Raw genomic sequence first — 19,698 nt, 5'->3', positions numbered from 1 at the left:
CTTGTGAAATAGGCTGAAGCGCCGCCCCTGACCATCAGGGGCGGCGACGTTTCAACTGGCTACGGGTTGCAGCGCCAGGTGCTGCAACAGACCCTGAAGCAGGGTCGGATGGTTAAGCATGTCGTAGTGGCCGGCGGCGATTTGTTCGTTGCTCCGGGCGCTGGCCAGGTTCGATGCCGGCTGGTCGGCAAGCGCCTTGGCCCACCAGCAATGGGCTTGCGCCCGGGTGGGCGGCAAGCTGTCCAGGCGCGTGGACAACGCCTTGAGTTTCATCGCTACCAGGAACGTGTGAGCCAGCTCCTCGGTGCTGATTGCGGCATACACCGAACGCGCGGCAGCGCCTGCCTGGACCTGTGCGATCAGTTGCTCCAGCACCGCGCTGTCCGTCGTCGCCCTGACGTCGAAGGTTGGCAAGGCCTCAGCCGACAGGCCGAACAGTACCGCGAGGAACCCGCGCAAGTCCTCGCTCCAGTCGTCGCTCAAGACGTCTTCGCCAGTGGGCACAAAACTATCCACCAGGCCGAGAAACTCCACGCGTTGGCCCTGGCTTTCCAGCTCCTGGGCCACCAGCACCGCGAGGGTGCCGCCCAGCGACCAGCCCACCAGGTGGTACGGGCCGCTGGCTTGCTGCTGGCGGATGTACTGGCTGTAATCGATGGCCATGGACGCCAGAGAATCATCGTTCCACTGGCGGTCCAGCAGCATGCGACATTGCAGGCCGTAGACGCTGCGCTGTCCATCCAAGCGACGGGCCAGGGGCTCGTAGTCGAACACCGTGCCAAAACCGGCATGCAGGCAGAACAACGGCGAGCTGTGCGTCGTTTCACTGTTGAGCAGTAGCAGCGGATTCAGGCTGGCATCGTCCTCGGCAAACCCGGACAGCTCAGCGATGGTGGGTTTGCCGATCATGTCCCGCAGTTTCAGTTCGATGCCGATATCCGGCTGGCTGCGCACCTTCGACAGCACCTTGAGAATGCGCAGCGAGTCGCCGCCCAATTCAAAGAAGTTGTCGGTGACGCCTACGCTCTCCAACTCCAGCACCTCCTGCCAGATCGCTGCCAGTTGTGCCTCCAACGCATTGCGCGGTGCAACGAAGGCGCGGCCTTTGAAGTCCGGATCAGGCAGGGCCAGGCGGTCCAACTTGCCGTTGGGGTTGAGCGGGAAGGCCGGAAGCGCGAGGATTTGCGCCGGCACCATGTAGTCGGGCAATTCCACCTGCAAAGCTGCACGCAGGCGTTCGCCCAGCCCGGCCGAAGCGTCGGCCACCACGTAACCGATCAGTTGCTTGCCGCCGGCCGTATCGCGGGCGACCACCACGGCGTCTTGCACGTCGGGGATCTCGCGCAGGCGTGACTCAATTTCTCCCAGTTCGATACGGAAACCGCGGATTTTCACCTGGTTGTCCAGGCGGCCAAGGTAGTCGATCACGCCGTCGGGGCGTTGGCGCACCAGATCTCCGGTGCGATACAGGCGTGTGCCGTTGGCAGCGAACGGGTCAACCACAAACCGTTCGGCGCTCAGGCCGGGCCGCTGGTGATACCCACGGGCAACGCCTTCGCCGCCGATGTACAACTCGCCCGCCACGCCATCGGGCACGGGGTTGAGGTGTTCGTCCAGCACATACAGGGTACGTTCACCGACGCGGGTGCCGATCGGCGCGTACACCGCGTTGCAGCGTTCGTCGGCACTCACTTTCCACAGCAGCGGCGTAACCACGGTTTCGGTGGGGCCGTATCCGTTGGTCAGGTACTGCGGCTTGAGCACGCGTTTGACCAGCTCGAAGTTGGCCTCGGCCACCGCGTCCCCGCCGAAGCAGTAGATGCGCACGGGCGGTGGTGCATCGGTTTGGCTGTCGCCGTACTCGGCCAGCTGTTGCAGATACGCCGGAGGGAAGCAGGCGATGCTGATGCTGTGGGCGTGCAGCGCCTGCCAGGTTTCTTCCGGTGTCCACAGCTGGTTACCCCGCACCACCAGGCACCCGCCGCTTTGCAGCGTCGACAGCCAACGCTCCTGGGCACCGTCGAAGGCGAACGACATGAACAGCAATTCGCGGGTGCCGCTGTCCATCTCGTAACGCTCGGCAATCGCTTGGCAATGCATGCGAATTTGCCCATGGGTCACGGCGACGCCCTTGGGCTTGCCAGTGGAGCCCGAGGTGTAAATCAGATAAGCCAAGTTATCGTCGTGCACCTGCGGCGCCGGGCACGTCGCCGGCCAGTCCGACAGCGGCAGGCGATCCAGGTCGATAAGCGTCGCCTCGCCCAGGCCGTCGAAGCGCGACCGCAGCGAGTGCTGGCTGATCAGTACGCTCATGGCAGAGTCTTCGACGATCCACTGCACGCGGTCCTGCGGGTAGTCAATGTCCAGCGGCACGTAGGCGGCGCCGGTTTTCATGACGCCATAGAACGCGACAATGACGTCCACCGAACGCTCCAGAGCGACGCCAACGAACATCTCCGGCCCGATGCCCTGGGCCATGAGGCAGTGGGCCAGGCGGTTGGCCCGGGCATCCAGTTCGCCGTAGCTCAACTCGATACCGTCGCACACCACCGCCACTGCGTCAGGGCGCTCCAGTGCGTGTTGACGGATCACCTGTGCCAGGTGGGCGCGTGGTGCCATGGCTGGGCTCAGCACGTTACGTTGCAGCAACAGTTGCTGTTCGGTGCCTGCCAGCATAGTGAGGCTGCCGACGTTGGCCTGGGCGTTGTTCAGCAGTTCCAGCAGCAGGGTTTCAAAGCTGCGCAGGATTTGTGCGGTGGCGGCCTCGGTAAAGCGGTTGCGCAGGTACAGGAACTCGATCTTCAGGGTGTCGCCGAGGTTGATCGCCAGGTCCATGGCAAAGTTGGTCACATCGCGGCTGCTGACGTCGCCAAAGCTCAGGCGTTCTTGCCCGGCTTCCTGCAGGCGTTCGTCCACCGGGTAGTTTTCAAACACCAGAATGCTGTCAAACAGCGGCTGGCCACCTTGGCCCGACCAGCGTTGTACGTCCGCCAGGGACGCGTGCTCGTGGTCGCGCACTTCCAGGTTATAGGCCTGCAACGCTTGCAGCCATTGGGCGACGGGCATGTGCGGTTGCGGGGTCTGGATAATGGGCAAGGTGTTGATAAACAGCCCGAGCATGTCCTCCGAGCCTGGCAGGCTGGCTGGACGACCCGCGACCGTCGCGCCGAAGCACACGGTGTCCTGGCCGGTATAGCGCTGCAACAGCAGTAACCACGTGGCCTGGATCAGCGTGTTCGGGGTGACGCGCAGACGTTGGGCCTGCTCACGCAAGTGTGCGGTTTGCAGCGCATCCCAATTCAGATACAGCGCCGCGTGGCCTTCCAATTCCATGGCCGGTTTAGGCGACAGGCTGTTGGCGAGGGACGAGGTGCCGTTCAAGTCCTGGAGCTTGGTTTTCCAGAACTGCTCCAGTACCGCCTGGGATTGATCTTGCAGCCAGCGGATGTAATCGCGGTAATGCCCGCGTTTGGCCGGTGCGGCCTGGCCGTTGTAGATCGCGAAGACTTCACCCAACAGCCGCGAGTTGGACCAACCGTCCATGAGGATGTGGTGGCTGGTCCAGATCAGGTAGTGCGTCTGCGGGTCGAGCTGCACAAGGGTCAGGCGTGTGAGCGGCGCACGCAGAAGTTCGAAGCCACGGGCGCAATCCTGGCTCGCGAGTACCTCCAGGTCTTGGGCGGTGACGCCCCGTTGCTGCCAGTCGAGTACGTCGACAGGCATCGTCGCTGCGCGATAGACCACTTGCAGCGGTTCGGCCAGTTGGTTGTCGGCCCAGAACCCGGTACGCAGGATTTCATGGCGCTCAATCACGGCGTTCCAGGCTGCGGTGAACCGCGCAACGTCCAGGCCGGTGACCGAGACGGCCATCTGGTTCACGTACAGAGCGCTTTCCGGTGCTTCCAGTGTGTGGAACAGCATGCCCTGTTGCATCGCCGACAACGGGTAGATGTCTTCGACTTGTGGCAACGGCACCGGCAGGCGATCCAGTTGTGCCTGGCTGATCCGCGCCAGCGGGAAGTCGGACGGCGTGACCCCCACGTTGGCGGTGTCGCAGCAATGCTCGATCAGGGCCAGCAGCTCGCGCTTGAGGTCATCGGCCAGGTGCGCAATGGTCGCTTCGTCGAACATCTCCCGGCTGAATTGCCAGCCTAGGGTCAGTTCATCACCGTATACCTGGCCATTGAGGCTCAGCCAGTTGCCCAGTGGCGCATTCAGCGCCTGCTCACGGCCGCTGCCTTCGGCGGCAGGGGCCAGCAACGAGCCCTGACTGGCATCGAAACTGCCGTCGAACTGACCAAGGTAGTTGAACGTGATGCGTGGTGCCTGCAAGGCGCCGAGGCTGGCCCGTGCCTGCGGCGTGCCCAGGTAGCGCAGGGCGCCATAGCCAAGGCCTTTGTCGGGGATTGCCCGCAACTGTTCCTTGATCTGCTTGATGGAGTCGCCAAGGTTGGCGGCCGGCACGAGCTTGACCGGGAACAGGCTGGTGAACCAACCCACCGTGCGGGTCAGGTCGATGTCATCGAACAGGTCTTCGCGGCCATGACCTTCCAGTTCGATCAGGCAGTGCGGGGCGCCGGTCCAGCGGCTGATGACACGTGCCAGGGCCGTCAGCAGCAAGTCGTTAATCTGCGTGCGATAGGCCTTGGGCGCCTGCTGCAGCAATTGTTTTGTCTGCCGGGCGTCGAGGTGGGTATGCAGCGTGTGGCTGTGGCGATTATCCAGGCTGCCATGGGGACGTTCGCATGGCAGGTCGGGCGTGTTGGTGTCGAGTTGCGCCAGCCAGTAGTTCAGTTCGTCCTGGGACGTCTGGTTTTGCGCGCGGCGTTGCAGGCGCTCGGCCCAGGCCTTGACCGAACTGGTGCGGGCCGGCAGCTGCACCGGCTGCTGGTCGCTGACCTGTTGATAGGCGTTTTGCAGGTCTTCAAAAAGAATCCGCCAGGACACGCCATCCACTGCCAGGTGGTGGATCACCAACAACAAGCGTTGGGTACCGTCAGCCAAGTGGATCAACAAGGCACGGATCAGCGGACCGTGTTGCAGGTCGAGGCTGCCTTGGGCTTGATCGCACAGGTCCGACAATTGCTCGGCGGTGGCGTCAATCTGTTGCAACTGCCAGTCGACCATTGGCCGGTACTGGGCGCTCCAGCCGCCGGGGTGTTGCTCAAAGCTCAAACGCAGGGCGTCGTGGTGCTCAATCACCGCGTGCAACGCCTGTTGCAGTGCCTCGGCCACCAGCGGTTGCGCAGGTTGGAGCAGTACCGACTGGTTCCAGTGATGGCGCTCAGGGATCGCCGTTTCAAAAAACACCTGGTGAATCGGCAGCAACGTGAGCGGGCCGGTGGCTGGTCCCTGGTCGATCACCTGGGCACTTGCGCCGATACGGGCCACGCTGGCCAGGCCTTGCACGGTCTGGTGTTGGAACAGTTCCTTGGGTGTAAAGGCGATGCCTTGCTGGCGGGCGCGGCTGACCACCTGGATGGAGATGATGGAGTCACCGCCCAGTTCGAAGAAATTGTCGTTCAGGCCGACGCGTTCCAGTTTCAGCACGTCTTGCCAGATGGCGGCGATCTGCTGTTCCAGCGGGCTCTGCGGCGCCACGTAGGCTTTTTGCAGCAGGTTTGCATCGGGTTTCGGCAGAGCCTTGCGGTCCAGTTTGCCGTTGGGGCTCAGGGGCAGTTGATCGAGGAAGATCAACTGGGCCGGCACCATGTAGTCGGGCAAGTGTTCGCTCAGGCGGTGTTTGATGTCGCTGCGCAATTCAGCGGCGTCACGGGCTTGAGTGGGCACGGCGTAGGCCACCAGTTGCCCGTCAGCCGCAATCACCACCGCTTCGCGCACGCAGTCCAATTCCATCAGGCGGGTTTCGATTTCCCCCAGCTCAATGCGCAGGCCACGGATTTTTACCTGGTGGTCGATGCGGCCACGGTATTCGATCACGCCGTCGGGGCGGTAGCTGGCCAGGTCGCCGGTGCGGTACAGGCGTTGGCCATCACCGAACGGGCTGGTCATGAAGCGCTCGGCGGTGAGGGCAGGGCGGCGGTGGTAACCCCGGGCCAGGCCTTCGCCGCCCAGGTACAACTCGCCGATGACACCGGCCGGCACCGGTTGCAGCTCGGCATCGAGGATGTAGGTGGTGAGGTTGGCGATCGGCTGGCCAATCGGCACGCTGGCCTTGCCTTCTTCGCGGCAGGTCCAGTGGGTTACGTCGATGGCGGCTTCGGTGGGGCCGTAGAGGTTGAACAACCCGGCGTTCGGCAGCTTGGCGAACACCTGTTGTTGGGCGTCCACAGGCAAGGCTTCGCCGCTGCAGATGATGCGTGTCAGGCGGGTGCACTGGGCGACCTGTTCGTCCAGCAGGAACACCTGCAGCATCGACGGCACGAAGTGCAGGGTCGTGACCTGGTAACGCTGAATCAGGCTGATCAGGATGGCCGGGTCGCGATGATCGCCAGGCCCGGCAACGGCCAAACGGGCGCCGGTCATCAGCGGCCAGAAGAACTCCCACACCGACACGTCGAAGCTGAACGGGGTCTTTTGCAGCACCGTGTCGTCGGCGGTCAATGCATAGGCCTGTTGCATCCAGCACAGCCGGTTGGTCAGGGCCGAATGCCGGTTGCCGGCGCCTTTGGGCTTGCCGGTGGAACCTGAGGTGTAGATGACGTAGGCCAGGTTTTCACCGTCAACGGCGACCTCCGGGTTGGTGTCGGCATAAGCGCTGACGTCCAGTTGATCGAGGGCCAGCACCGGCAGCGCAGCCGGAATCGGCAACTGCGTGAGCAGGTGCTGCTGGGTCAACAGCAGGCCAATGCCGCTGTCCTCGATCATGTAGCTGAGGCGGTCCTGCGGGTATTCCGGGTCCAGCGGCACATAGGCGCCGCCGGCCTTGAGCACGGCGAGCAGGCCGATGACCATCTCCAGGCTACGCTCGGTGGCGATACCCACCAGTGCATCGGGGCCCACGCCCAGTTCCATCAGCTTGTGGGCGAGCTGGTTGGCGCGCTGGTTGAGCTGGTGATAGCTCAGCTGTTGATCGCCGAACACCAGCGCCGTGGCATTGGGTGTGGCCGCCACTTGGGCTTCGATCAGTTGCTGGACGCTGTGGTGCAGCGGGTAGTGGGTGGTGGTGGCGTTCCACGCGCTGACAATGTGCTGCTGCTCGGCGTGGTCGAGCATCGCCAAATCTGCAACTCGCTGTTGTGGGTCGGCAATCAGGCTGTGCAGCAGCTGTTGCCAATGCCGCCCAAGGCGCTCGATGGTGGTGGCGTTGAACAGGTCGGTGGCGTAGGTCAGGGTCGCGCTCAAGCCTTCGGCCGATTCGCTGGTGCTGAGGGTCAGGTCAAATTGCGAGGTGCTGCCTTCCCAGTCCAATCCCTCGACCTGCAACGCCGAAGGCAGTGACGGACGTTCGGTGGCGCTGGGTTTGTCGGCACTCTGGTGGTTGAACATCACTTGGAAGAGCGGGTTGTGGCTGAGGCTGCGTTCCGGTTGCAAGGCCTCCACCAATTGTTCGAATGGCAGGTCCTGATGCGCCTGGGCATCCAGTGCATGTTGCTTGACCTGTTGCAGCAGAGCCTCGACCCGCAGGTGCGAGCTGAACTCGGCTTTCATGACTTGGGTGTTCACGAAGAAGCCAATCAGCCCCTCGGTTTCGACCCGGTTGCGGTTAGCAATCGGCACACCGACGCGGATATCGTTTTGGCCGCTGTAGCGGTGCAACAGGGTCTGGAAAGACGCCAGCAACAGCATGAACGGCGTCACGCCAACGCGATGGGCAAAGGCGTGCACGGCATCGCCCAGGCCAGGCGCCAGGGTAATTGACAGGTGGGCACCTCGGTAGCTTTGTTCCGCCGGGCGCGGGCGATCCGTCGGCAACTCCAATACGCTGTGTTCACCGGCCAACTGGCCGGTCCAGTACGCCAGTTGACGTTCGCGCTCGCCGGCTTGCATCCATTGCCGTTGCCAGGCGGCATAGTCGGCGTACTGGATGGGCAACGGTGCCAGTGCGTGAGGCTGTCCAGATTGGGCGGCGCCGTACAGGCTGATCAGTTCCTCCACCATCAACTGCACCGACCAGCCATCGGAAACGATGTGGTGCTGGGTCAGTACCAGTACATGTTCATCGTCCGCCAGACGCAGCAGCCTGACCCGCAGCAGTGGGCCGTTTTGGAGGTCGAACAGTTGCCGGGTTTCGTGCTCCACAAAGGCCTTGATCGTGGCGTCGTCCGGCGTGCCGTTCAGCGTCTCGACCACCAACGCCAGCGGTGCCTGGTCGGCGATGATTTGGCGGGGGTGTTCGTTGTCCACCACGAAGGTGGTGCGCAGTGCTTCGTGACGCGCGATCAGTTGATTGAACGCGTGCTCCAGCGCCGCGACATCCAGCGCGCCCTTGAGGCGCAGGGCGGCCGGCAGGTGGTACGCGGTGCTGTGCGGGTCCAATTGCCAGAGGAACCACTGGCGCTCCTGTGCGTAGGACAGGGGCAGCGATTGAGTGCGTTCGACGGGCACCAATGGCAGCTCATGCTGCCGCGCGCGACCGTCCAGGCCGGCGACGAAATCCCCGAGCACGCTGCGTTCGAACAGGCTGCGCAGGGCCACATCCAGCCCCAGGGCCTGACGCACCCTGGAGATGATCTGGGTCGCCAGCAACGAATGGCCGCCCAGTGCGAAGAAGTCATCCGTGAGGCCCACCTGCTCAAGGTTGAGCACGCTTTGCCAGATTCCGGCGACCTGGATTTCCAGGGCCGTTCGCGGCGCCACATAGTGGTTTTGCTGTTGGCTGGCATCCGGCTTGGGCAGCGCTTTACGGTCCAGCTTGCCGTTCGGGCTCAGGGGCAATACATCAAGGAACATCAGGAAGCCCGGGACCATATAGTCCGGCAGCACGGCTGCCAGCGCGGCTTTGATCGACTGGCGCAGCTCTGCGTGCGGCACGGCCGTGGCCTCGGGCACCACATAACCCACCAACTGCAAACCGCTGGCGGCCGGTTGGGCGAGGACGATGGCGTCTCGCACCATGTCGTGCTCCAGCAGTCGGGCTTCGATTTCGCCCAACTCGATACGGAACCCGCGAATCTTCACCTGATGGTCGATCCGGCCGACGTACTCGATCACCCCGTCGGGGGTGTAGCGCGCAAGGTCGCCGGTGCGGTACAAGCGGCCGCCACTTTGGCTGAACGGGTCGGGCATGAAGCGCTCGGCCGTCAGGTCCGGGCGATTGAAATAACCCCGCGCCAGCAACTCGCCGCCGATCACCAGTTCGCCCACCACGCCAATCGGCGCCGGGGCACCGCTGTCGTCCAGCAGGTAAATGCTGCGTCCGGCCAGGACCTTGCCGATGGGCATGGTCAAAGGCGTAGGGCGTGCGCCGGTTACATAGTCGGTGCAATCAAGGGCCGTGACCGTCACCGTGGCTTCAGTCGGGCCGTAGGTGTTGAGTAATTTGACGTGGCCAAGGCCGGCCTGGCTCCACGCGGCGAGGCCTTCTGGCGGCATGGCTTCACCACCGGCGTGCACTTGCTTGAGGCGCCCGTAATCCCGTGGGCCAGCCGCGGCAAAATCCTTGGCCAGCAGGTTCCAGTAGGCCGTGGTGAGGTCGACCACGCTGATCTGGTGCTTGATCAGTGCGTGGTAGAAGGTCTCGGTGTCCCAGATTTCGGTGCCGCGCAGCACCACCGACGCGCCGCAGATCAGGGCCGGGTAAAGCTGCTCGACGAAACCGTCGAAGTTGAAGGTGGAAAACTGCAGGATGCGGTCGCCGCCATTGAGATTGAAGAACCCCAACGACACGTAGGCATGGCGAGTCAGCGAGGACTGGTTGATGCCCACGCCTTTTGGCCGGCCAGTGGAGCCGGAGGTGAACATCACATACGCAAGGTTATCGGCATGGGCACGATTGACCAGGTTGCTGTCGTCCAGATCGACCCAGGCTTGGTTCTGGTCCAGGCACAGTTGCGCCACCTCGGCAGGAATCGTCAGGCGTTCGCGCAAGTGGCTCTGGGTCAGCATCAGTTGTGTGCCGCTGTCTTCGATCATGCACAGCAACCGATCCTGCGGGTATTCAGGGTCCAGGGGCACGTAGGCGCCACCGGCCTTGAGCACCGCCAGCAAGCCGATGATCATGTCCAGGCCGCGCTCCACGGCAATCCCCACCAGCACGTCGGGCCCGACGCCCAGGCTCACCAGATGGCGAGCCAGGCGATTGGCCTGGGCGTTGAGTTCGACGTAACTCAACTGGCGGTCTTCGAAGAGCAAGGCCGGGGCTGATGGTTGCTTCGCCACCTGGGCTTCAAACAGCTGATGAACCCGTTGTTCACTTGGGTAATCGAGGGTGGCACTGCTCCAGTCATGGAGCATCAGGTGCCGCTCTTCATGCCCAAGGATGTCCATTTCACCCAGGCGTTGCTGCGGGTTACGGACGATGGCCTGCAACAGGTTTTGCCAATGCCCGGCCAGGCGCTGGACGGTTGAGGCTTCAAACAGGTCGATCGCATAGGTGAGGGTGGCCAGCAGACCGTCGGCGGACTCGGTGGTGTCCAGCGAGAGGTCAAACTGGGTGCTGGGTAGCGTGCCTTCCAAGACTTCAAGGCTCAGGCCGGGCAGGCTGACGCTGTTTTGCGGCTGCACGCTGGCATGGTTGTACATCACCTGGAACAGCGGGCTGTGGCTGAGGCTGCGCTCCGGTTGCAGGGCTTCCACCAGTTGCTCGAAGGGCAGGTCCTGATGAGCCTGGGCTTGCAAGGCGTGGTGTTTGACCTGTTGCAGCACGTCGACAAACCGCGCCTGGCCGTTGAGCTCTGCGCGCAGCACCTGGGTGTTGACGAAAAACCCGATCAGCCCTTCGGTTTCCACGCGGTTGCGGTTGGCAATCGGCACACCGACACGGATGTCGGTTTGCCCGCTGTAGCGGTGCAACAGGGTTTGGAACGAGGCCAGCAACAGCATGAACAACGTCACGCCTTGCTGCTGGGCCAATTGCTTGAGCGACTGATTCAGCTCGTGGCCCAGCGCCAGTTCCAATTGGGCGCCGCGGTAGCTTTGCTCCGACGGCCGGGTGTGGTCGGCGGGCAGTTCCAATACCGTCTGCTCGCCACCTAACTGCTCGGTCCAGTAGGCCAGTTGGCGCTCGCGCTCTCCGGCCTCCATCCACTGGCGCTGCCACACGCCATAGTCGGCGTACTGGACGGGCAGGTCAGGCAGGCTGACCGGTTGCTGCTGGCTGAAACCGGCGTACAGGGCAATCAGCTCCTGGATCATCACGTTGATCGACCAGCCATCGGAGACAATATGGTGCTGGGTGAGGATCAGGACGTGATCGTCATCCGCCAGTTTCAGCAGTTTGACCCGCAGCAGCGGGCCATGCTGCAAGTCGAACAGCTGCTGGATTTCGTGTTCAACACACGCCTGGATCGCCTGCTCGTCTGCGCCCAGCCGTGACTCGACGGTGATCGCTAGCGGAGCGTGGGCGGCGATCCGTTGCACGGTACGCTCGCCGTCCTGGGTGAACGAGGTGCGCAGGCTTTCATGGCGCTCGATCAGGTGGTCAAAGCTGCGCTGCAGTGCCTGGGTGTCCAGATGGCCGCGCAGGCGCAGGGCCGCCGGGATGTGATACGCGGTGCTTTGAGGGTCCAGTTGCCAGAGGAACCACTGGCGTTCCTGGGCGTAAGACAGGCGCAGCGGCTGGTCGCGCGCGACCCGGACCAAGGGCGGCTCGTGGCGGACCGGTTCTTGCGCCAAGGTGGCGACGAACGCCTGCAAGGTGCTGCACTCGAACAGGCTGCGCAGGGGCACATCGGTGTTCAGGGCATGACGCACACGGGAGACGACCTGGGTAGCCAACAGTGAATGTCCGCCCAGCTCAAAGAAGTCATCGTGCAGGCCGACGGCTTCACGCTTGAGCACGTCTTGCCAGATGGCAGCGATCTGCTGTTCCAGTGGGCTCTGCGGCGCCACGTAGGCTTTTTGCAGCAGGTTTGCATCGGGTTTCGGCAGAGCCTTGCGGTCCAGTTTGCCGTTGGGGCTCAGGGGCAGTTGGTCGAGGAAGATCAACTGGGCCGGCACCATGTAGTCGGGCAAGTGTTCGCTCAAACGGTGTTTGATGTCGCTACGCAGGTCAGCGGCGTCACGGGCCTGAGCGGGCACAGCGTAGGCGACTAACTGCCCGTCAGCCGCGATCACCACCGCTTCGCGCACGCAGTCCAATTCCATCAGGCGGGTTTCGATTTCCCCCAGCTCAATGCGCAGGCCACGGATTTTTACCTGGTGGTCGATGCGGCCACGGTATTCGATCACGCCGTCGGGGCGGTAGCTGGCCAGGTCGCCGGTGCGGTACAGGCGTTGGCCATCACCGAACGGGCTGGTCATGAAGCGTTCGGCGGTGAGGGCAGGGCGGCGGTGGTAACCGCGCGCCAGGCCTTCGCCGCCCAGGTACAACTCGCCGATGACACCGGCGGGCACCGGTTGCAGCTCGGCATCGAGGATGTAGGTGGTGAGGTTGGCGATCGGCTGGCCAATCGGCACGCTGGCCTTGCCTTCCTCGCGGCAGGTCCAGTGGGTTACGTCGATGGCGGCTTCGGTGGGGCCGTAGAGGTTGAACAACCCGGCGTTCGGCAGTTTGGCGAACACCTGTTGTTGGGCGTCCACCGGCAGGGCTTCGCCGCTGCAGATGATGCGTGTCAGGCCGGTGCACTGGGCGACCTGTTCGTCCAGCAGGAACACCTGCAGCATCGACGGCACAAAGTGCAGGGTCGTGACCTGGTAACGCTGAATCAGGCTGATCAGGATGGCCGGGTCGCGATGATCGCCAGGCCCGGCAACGGCCAAACGGGCGCCGGTCATCAGCGGCCAGAAGAACTCCCACACCGACACGTCGAAGCTGAACGGGGTCTTTTGCAGCACGGTATCGTCGGCGGTCAACCCATAGGCCTGTTGCATCCAGCACAGCCGGTTGGTCAGGGCCGAATGCCGGTTGCCGGCGCCTTTGGGCTTGCCGGTAGAACCTGAGGTGTAGATGACGTAGGCCAGGTTTTCACCGTCAACGGCGACCTCCGGGTTGGTGTCGGCATAAGCGCTGACGTCCAGTTGATCGAGGGTCAGCACCGCGCAGCGCAGCCGGAATCGGCAACTGCGTGAGCAGGTGCTGCTGGGTCAACAGCAGGCCAATGCCGCTGTCTTCGATCATGTAGCTGAGGCGGTCCTGCGGGTATTCCGGGTCCAGCGGCACATAGGCGGCGCCGGCCTTGAGCACGGCGAGCAGGCCGATGACCATCTCCAGGCTACGCTCGGTGGCGATACCGACCAGTGCATCGGGGCCGACGCCCAGTTCCATCAGCTTGTGGGCGAGCTGGTTGGCGCGCTGGTTGAGCTGGTGATAGCTCAGCTGCTGGTCGCCGAACACCAGCGCCGTGGCATTGGGTGTGGCCGCCACTTGGGCTTCGATCAGTTGCTGGACGCTGTGGTCCAGCGGGTAGTGGGTGGCGGTGGCGTTCCATGCGCTGACCATCTGATGTTGCTCGGCGTGGTCGAGCATCGGCAGTTCGGCCAGTCGCCGCTGCGGCCCGTCAACGAGGCTTTGCAGCAAGCGCAGCCAGTGCTGTCCCAGGCGTTCAATCGTCGCCGCGCCGAACAGTGCCGTGCTGTACTCGATGCTCGCCGTGATCTGTTGTGGCGTGTAGTCCACGTCCATCGACAAGTCGAACTTGGCCTCATGTTGCGCCACCGGCAGGAACGCCAGGCTCAGCTCACCCAGCGTCAGAGCGGCCGGTTGATCCTGGCTCACCCGCCAGTTGAACAGGGTCTGGAACAATGGGTTGGCCTGGGTGCTGCGTTGCAGCTGCAAGCGCTCGATGATCAGTTCAATCGGGTAGTCGGCATGTTCCATCGCCGCCCGCGATTGCTGGCGCAGCGCTTGGAGAAACTCGCCTGTGGTCAGGTCGTCGGTGATTTGCGTGCGATAGATCTGGCTGCTGACGAAGAACCCCACCAGGTCCTGGGTCTCGCTCTGATTACGGCTGGCATTCGGGACGCCAACGGTGAAATCCTGCTGGCCGCTGTAGCGACTGAGCAGCAGTTGCCAGGTGCCCAGCAGCACGATAAACGGCGTCAGGTCCTGTTGCTGGCAGAAGCCGTGCAACTGTTGGCTCAGGGCTGTGGGCACTGACAGTTGAAGATTGCCGGCACGGTGTTGTTGTTCGGCATTGCGGGGGAACTCGGTAGGCAGGTCGAGCGTGGGAATCTCCCGTCCCAGGTAACCCGCCCAATAGTCGGCGGCCCGCTGTTGTGCCGGCGTGTTCGGGTACTCCTCGCGCTGCCAGCGGGCGTAGTCGGCGTACTGGATGGCAGGTCGCGCCAGCGGCGTGGTGTCGCCCTGGCAGGCGCGTTGGTAAGCCTGGATCAGGTCGTGCATCAGGATCGGGTTGGACCAGGCGTCCGAGACGATGTGGTGCATGTTCAACAGCAGGATATGCTCGTCGCGCTCAAGGGTGATCAGGGTGGCGCGAATCAGCGGGGCTTGCCCTAGGTCAAACGGTGCACCGGCCTCGGCGGCCAGGCGCTCAGTCACGGCGGTGCTACGGGCGTGCGGTGCCAGGCCTGAGAGGTCCTCTTCGCGCACGTGGATGCGGGCTTGCGGGTCAAGCACTTGCCGGGGTTCATCATCGACGGTCTGGAACGCGGTTTTCAGCACGTCGTGCCGGTCGATGATCTGCTGCAAGGCCGCGGCGAGCGCCGATGTATCCAGCGGCCCGCGCAGGTGCAGCGCGTTAGGCAGGTTGTAGGCGCTGCTGTCGGGCGAGAGTTGTTGCAGGAACCACAGGCGTTGTTGGGCGAAGGACAGGGGAGTGGGGCCGCGATGGGTGGAAGCCTTGATGGAATGCTCTGAACCGACGTCGTCGGCCATCAACAAAGCCAGCAAGTCGTCGTCGGGGAGTTGATTCAGTGGGTTCATGTTTGGTCTCGTCGCCATCGGCTGCGTAAATATGCGTTGTCAGAAAGACGAAGCGTGGCCGACGAGATTTAGGTGTGACGTGGGACTTGGCAGGCAGCGGCGAGCGGCAGGGCGCTCGCCGGAGGGGGAGGTCAGGCGAAGGCTTTTTCGGTAATGACGCGCCCGGCTTCCATGCGCACCAGTTGGTCGGCGATATCGAAGTAACGATCATCGTGGGAGATCACGATGATGGTCTTGCCCAGGCGCTTGAGGTCCGGCAGCAGCTCTGTGTAGAACACGCGGCGGAAGGTCGGGTCCTGGTCGGCGGCCCACTCGTCGAAGACCAGCACCGGACGCTCGTCGAGCCAGGCGTTGATCAGCGCCAGGCGCTTGCGCTGCCCGGTGGAGAGGTCGGTGGTGGTGAAAGCGCCGTCGCGAATGCTGACCTTGTGCGCGATTTCCATGCGCTCCAGGTATTGGTTGGCGTCGTCCGGCAGGGCTTTATCGCTTTGCACCAGTTCGTCGAACAGGTAGTAGTCGGCAAAAATGGTGGTGAACATCTGCCGGTAATCATCCAGGCCATGGGCGTCCACCGTTGTGCCGTTGAGGCGGATCTCACCTTGCTGCGGGGTGTACAGGCCCAGCAGCAGTTTGATCAGGGTGGTCTTGCCGCAGCCGTTTTCGCCGACGATAAACAGGATTTCCCCAGGCTCGATGGTCAGGTTCACCGGGCCCAGCTTGAAGGGCGCGCTGCCTTCCACGGGCGGAAACGCGTATTGCACGTCGCGCAATTCCAGATGCTTCATGGTCGGCGTGCGGCTCTCATCGGCGTCAAGCAGCAAGTGCGGTTCCGGCGACGAGAAGCGTTCGGACAGGTCGGCAATGCGTCGAAAGGCGATCTGCGCGCGGCTGATGATCGGCAGGTTGGCGATCAGGTTTTCCAGCGGGCCTTTCATGTAGAGCAGCACCAGTACAAAGCCGCTCATCATGGCCGGGTTGTTGCTGGGCCAGAACGATTGCAGGGTCAGTGCCAGGCCGATGACCACAAAGAACAGCATCGAACCCAGGCTCTTGGCGATCACGAAAATATTGATCGAGCGCACGTGGGTGTCGCAGATGTGGTCGGCGGTGGCCTGGATGTTGCGGGTCAGCATGGCGTGACGGCGCTTGCGATGGATCCGCAGTTCCTTGGCGCCTTCGGCGATGGCCGAGTAATGTTTTTGCAGGTTGTCTTCAGCTTCCCGCGCGGCGTAGAAGCCTTTGATGCCTTTGCTTTGCGCGATGAACTGGATCGCCGAGCCGATGCCGATGGCCAGCAGGGTCATGATGAAGATCGGCAGCGAGAGGCTCGCCAGGTAGCCCAGGCAGCCGAGGATAACGGTGATGGAAATGGCCAGCGGAGCGAAGGCGAAGGCGAAGTCGCTGATGGTGTCGACGTCGTGGGTCAGTACCGGAATAAGGCGGTGACTGCGGTACCGTTCGATCTGTTCGATTGGCGCTGACAGCACCTTGGCGCCGAGGTCCTTGCGCAGCCTGGCGATGACTTTTTGGCCCACGAAGTTGCTGCCGATGTCGGCGGCAATGCTGCTGAGCAGGGCGAGCAGGCATAGCCCGGCAAAGGCCAGGACCACTGCGGTGGTGAGGCCGGACTCGCTGTGCAGGCCCTGGTTAACCGTGGCAAGCAGAGCCGTGACGCTCACCCCTCCAAGGATGCCGAACAGAATCGACAGAATGACGGTGTAGCGATAGGGCTTGAGCAGGCTCAAGAGTTCGCTGAGGGCGCTACGCGGTTTTGCAGTCATGAAACTACCTCGGTCGCGACGTGGCTACGTGCTAAGGGCGAGTGGAGGCCCGGCGATCCATTTGATCGCTCGCGGGCTTTTGTAGAAGACGTTTCGACTACGGCGCGATTTAGCCTCATTGCGTTGGGCGCGGACCCTAAATTTGTCCGCCAGCCCCACGTTATAGATTGGATGCGGCCATGTTTCATGGCCGGCACCCGTAGGCCGGTGCGCCGATCCCTTCCCATGGATGCTTTCATTTCTATGAGCACGCGTGCTCGACCCTCAATGCCCCTGGCGGTTGAGGGTTGAGCGCGTTTAGAGGGGTGGTAAAAAAAAGCAGGTAAATGAGTCTGGTTTTCATTACCTGAACCGTCTTATTAACCAGAGGCGCTCAAAGACGCCACTAATTTCTGCCAAACACACGCCTCATTGTTCAAGGATTGCTGTCGATGCCTTATCTCCTTTGGTTGTCTACGCCCAAGCATTACGCGCTGAAGAAATTGCCGCAGACCGTGCGTCTGATGATGTTGGGCGCCGCGCTGGCTGTGCCAGCTGCCGCCACATTGATGCCGAGCGTCGCACTTGCCCAGAGCGAAGCCGGCAAGGTTGCCTTCGCGATTCCGGCCGGTAAATTATCGGATGCGCTGATGTCATTCGGCTCGGCGGCCGGTGTCTCGATTTCCTACGATCCAGCGATCGCCAGCCAGCGCTCCACTCCAGGGTTGAAAGGGCAGTTTGGCGTGGATGAAGGCCTGTCTCGACTGTTGTCGGGCAGTGGCTTGCAGGCCAGTCGCGAAGCCAGCGGCAGCTATATCGTGATGGCGCCATCCAGCGGTTCGGCGCTGAACCTGGGCGCGACCACGATCAGTGCCGAGGGTCTTGGGGAGACGACCGAAAACACCGGTTCGTACACCACGGGAGCAACCAGCACCGCCACCAAGCTTCCCTTGTCCTTGCGCGAAACGCCGCAGTCGGTGAGTGTGATTACCCGTCAACTGATGGACGACCAGCATCTTTCGACGCTTAACGAAGTGATGGCGTTCACGCCGGGTATCAGCATCAACCACCGCGACAGTGAGCGTTATTCTTTCTATTCCCGTGGCTTCTCAATACAGAACTTTCAGTACGATGGCATTCCGTCGCAAGTGGCCAACGAGTCACAGCAGTACACCGGCCCACTGTCGGACATGGCTATCTATGACCGCGTTGAAGTTGTGCGCGGCGCGACCGGCCTGATGAGTGGTGCAGGCACTCCATCCGCCACCGTCAACCTAGTGCGCAAGCGTCCTACCAGCGACTTCCAGGCATACGTTTCCGGAGAGGCGGGGGCGTGGGACCGCTACCGCTCCGAAGTTGACGTCTCGGGTCCGCTGACCGAAACCGGCAATGTGCGTGGACGTTTCGTCGCGGCTTATCAGAAGCAAAATTCGTTCATTGATTGGTACAAGCAAGAAAAGCGTGTGATGTACGGCGCCCTGGACATCGACTTGAGTGATGACACCACGTTACGCACCAGCCTCGATTACCAGAACAACAACGCCGATGGCACGACTTATGGGCATATCCCGTTGTTCTACAACACCGGCAAACAGACTAATTTCTCCCGTTCGTTCAACCCTGCCAGCCGTTGGGCATTCCAGGACAACACCAGCTATAACTTCAGCACCATGCTGGATCACAAGCTGGCTAACGACTGGAGTTGGAAAACTGCTTACAGCCACCAATACAGCTATCGCAAAGGGGAGGGGGCTTCTGCCAGTAATGGCGCGCCAGACCCAGTGACAGGCGTCGGCGCAAATGCCTATATCAGTCGTCTGGACAGCTACCAGACTCAAGACACCCTGGATACCTTTGCCACCGGCCCGTTCACTTTGGGTGGGCGTCAGCATGAGTTGGTAGTGGGTGCCAGCACTTCGCGCACGCACCTGAACTTTCCGGACTACGTCAGCACTGGAGCCGATGGCGACTTCGCGGCGGTGGACAATATTTTCGCCTGGGATGGCCGTCAGTTCGCTCGACCGAAGTTCGTCGAAAATGGCGGAACGGTTACGAGCCTTCAGCAAAGCGGGGTTTACACTGCGGTGCGTCTGAAGCCATTCGATCCGTTAACCGTAATTCTTGGTACTCGTGTCAGCTGGTGGGATCAGGAAGACCGCGTCACGAGCATTTCGAATCAGAGCAAAGCCACTGACAAAACTCGTAAAACCGGAGTTGTCACTCCCTATGCGGGGATTGTCTACGAGTTGAACGACACCTATTCGGCGTATGCCAGCTACACCAACATCTTCTTGCCGCAGACGTTCTACAAGACGGTTGACGACAAGTCCCTGGAGCCGCTGCAGGGTGACAACTACGAGATTGGCTTGAAAGGCGAATTCTTCAACGGTGCGTTGAACGCCAGTATCGCGTTGTTTGATGTAGAGCAGAAGAACAGCCCTGAGGAGGTCTTCAATCCCAACTCCAACAAAACAGCCTATAAGGCTATCAGCGGCACCAGCACTCGTGGTGTCGAGACCGAGATTTCGGGCGAGTTGACCAAGGGTTGGAACATATTCGGTGGCTACACCTATCGTGAGTCTCACGACAAGAATGGTGAGCGTGTCCAGACCAACCAGCCTTCCAACCTCCTCAAGCTCGGCACTACCTACCGCTTGCAGGGCGACCTGGAACGTCTGACCATTGGCGGCAACGTTACCTGGCAGAGCAAGATGTACGCCGAGGGGCAAGTCCCTCAATACACCGGCCCTACCTACAAGGCAACGCAGGATCCGTTTGCAGTAGTGGGGCTGTTGGCGAACTACAAAGTGGATGAGCACCTGACTGTTGGTCTGAATGTGAACAATCTGTTCGATAAGAAGTATTACGACGGTATTGGTACATTCACTTCGGGCTCCTACGGCGAACCTCGCAACGCAATGATCAACGCCAAGTACGCGTTCTGATCACCGGGAGCCGGCACGTGTGCCGGCGCCCTCCAGACATAAAAAAACC

Annotated in this window: 4 protein-coding genes; 1 reads left to right on the top strand and 3 read right to left on the bottom strand. The window is 62.1% G+C overall.

From position 1 onward, the window contains the following. Positions 1–51: 51 nt before the first annotated feature. The 3 genes from ACVWXD_RS12795 to ACVWXD_RS12785 all read right to left on the bottom strand — a co-directional run bounded on the left by ACVWXD_RS12795 (position 52) and on the right by ACVWXD_RS12785 (position 16,725). The gene (locus ACVWXD_RS12795) at positions 52–13,098 is read right to left on the bottom strand and encodes a non-ribosomal peptide synthase/polyketide synthase (protein WP_457371090.1); all 13,047 of its coding nucleotides are present in this window, start codon (positions 13,096–13,098) and stop codon (positions 52–54) included. Further along, positions 13,034–14,944 carry a condensation domain-containing protein gene (locus tag ACVWXD_RS12790; protein ID WP_457371089.1) on the bottom strand — a complete coding sequence of 637 codons (1,911 nt, stop codon included), beginning with the start codon at positions 14,942–14,944 and terminating at the stop codon, positions 13,034–13,036. The genes ACVWXD_RS12795 and ACVWXD_RS12790 overlap by 65 nt, the downstream gene beginning before the upstream one ends. A 131-nt stretch (positions 14,945–15,075) precedes the next feature. Beyond that, entirely contained in the window at positions 15,076–16,725 is a 1,650-nt protein-coding gene (locus ACVWXD_RS12785) for a cyclic peptide export ABC transporter (RefSeq protein ID WP_032885338.1), read from the bottom strand. Between the two features lie 431 nt (positions 16,726–17,156). On the opposite strand from ACVWXD_RS12785, the gene ACVWXD_RS12780 reads away from it, so the two are divergent. Beyond that, positions 17,157–19,649: a TonB-dependent siderophore receptor gene (locus ACVWXD_RS12780; protein WP_401380050.1), complete on the top strand. Its 2,493-nt coding sequence runs from the start codon at positions 17,157–17,159 to the stop codon at positions 19,647–19,649. Positions 19,650–19,698: the final 49 nt, after the last annotated feature.

It is taken from the genome of Pseudomonas sp. TE3911 (assembly GCF_054062775.1).
The sequence above is the reverse complement of the archived record's forward strand: the minus strand, read 5'-3'. Positions and strand labels throughout refer to the sequence as shown.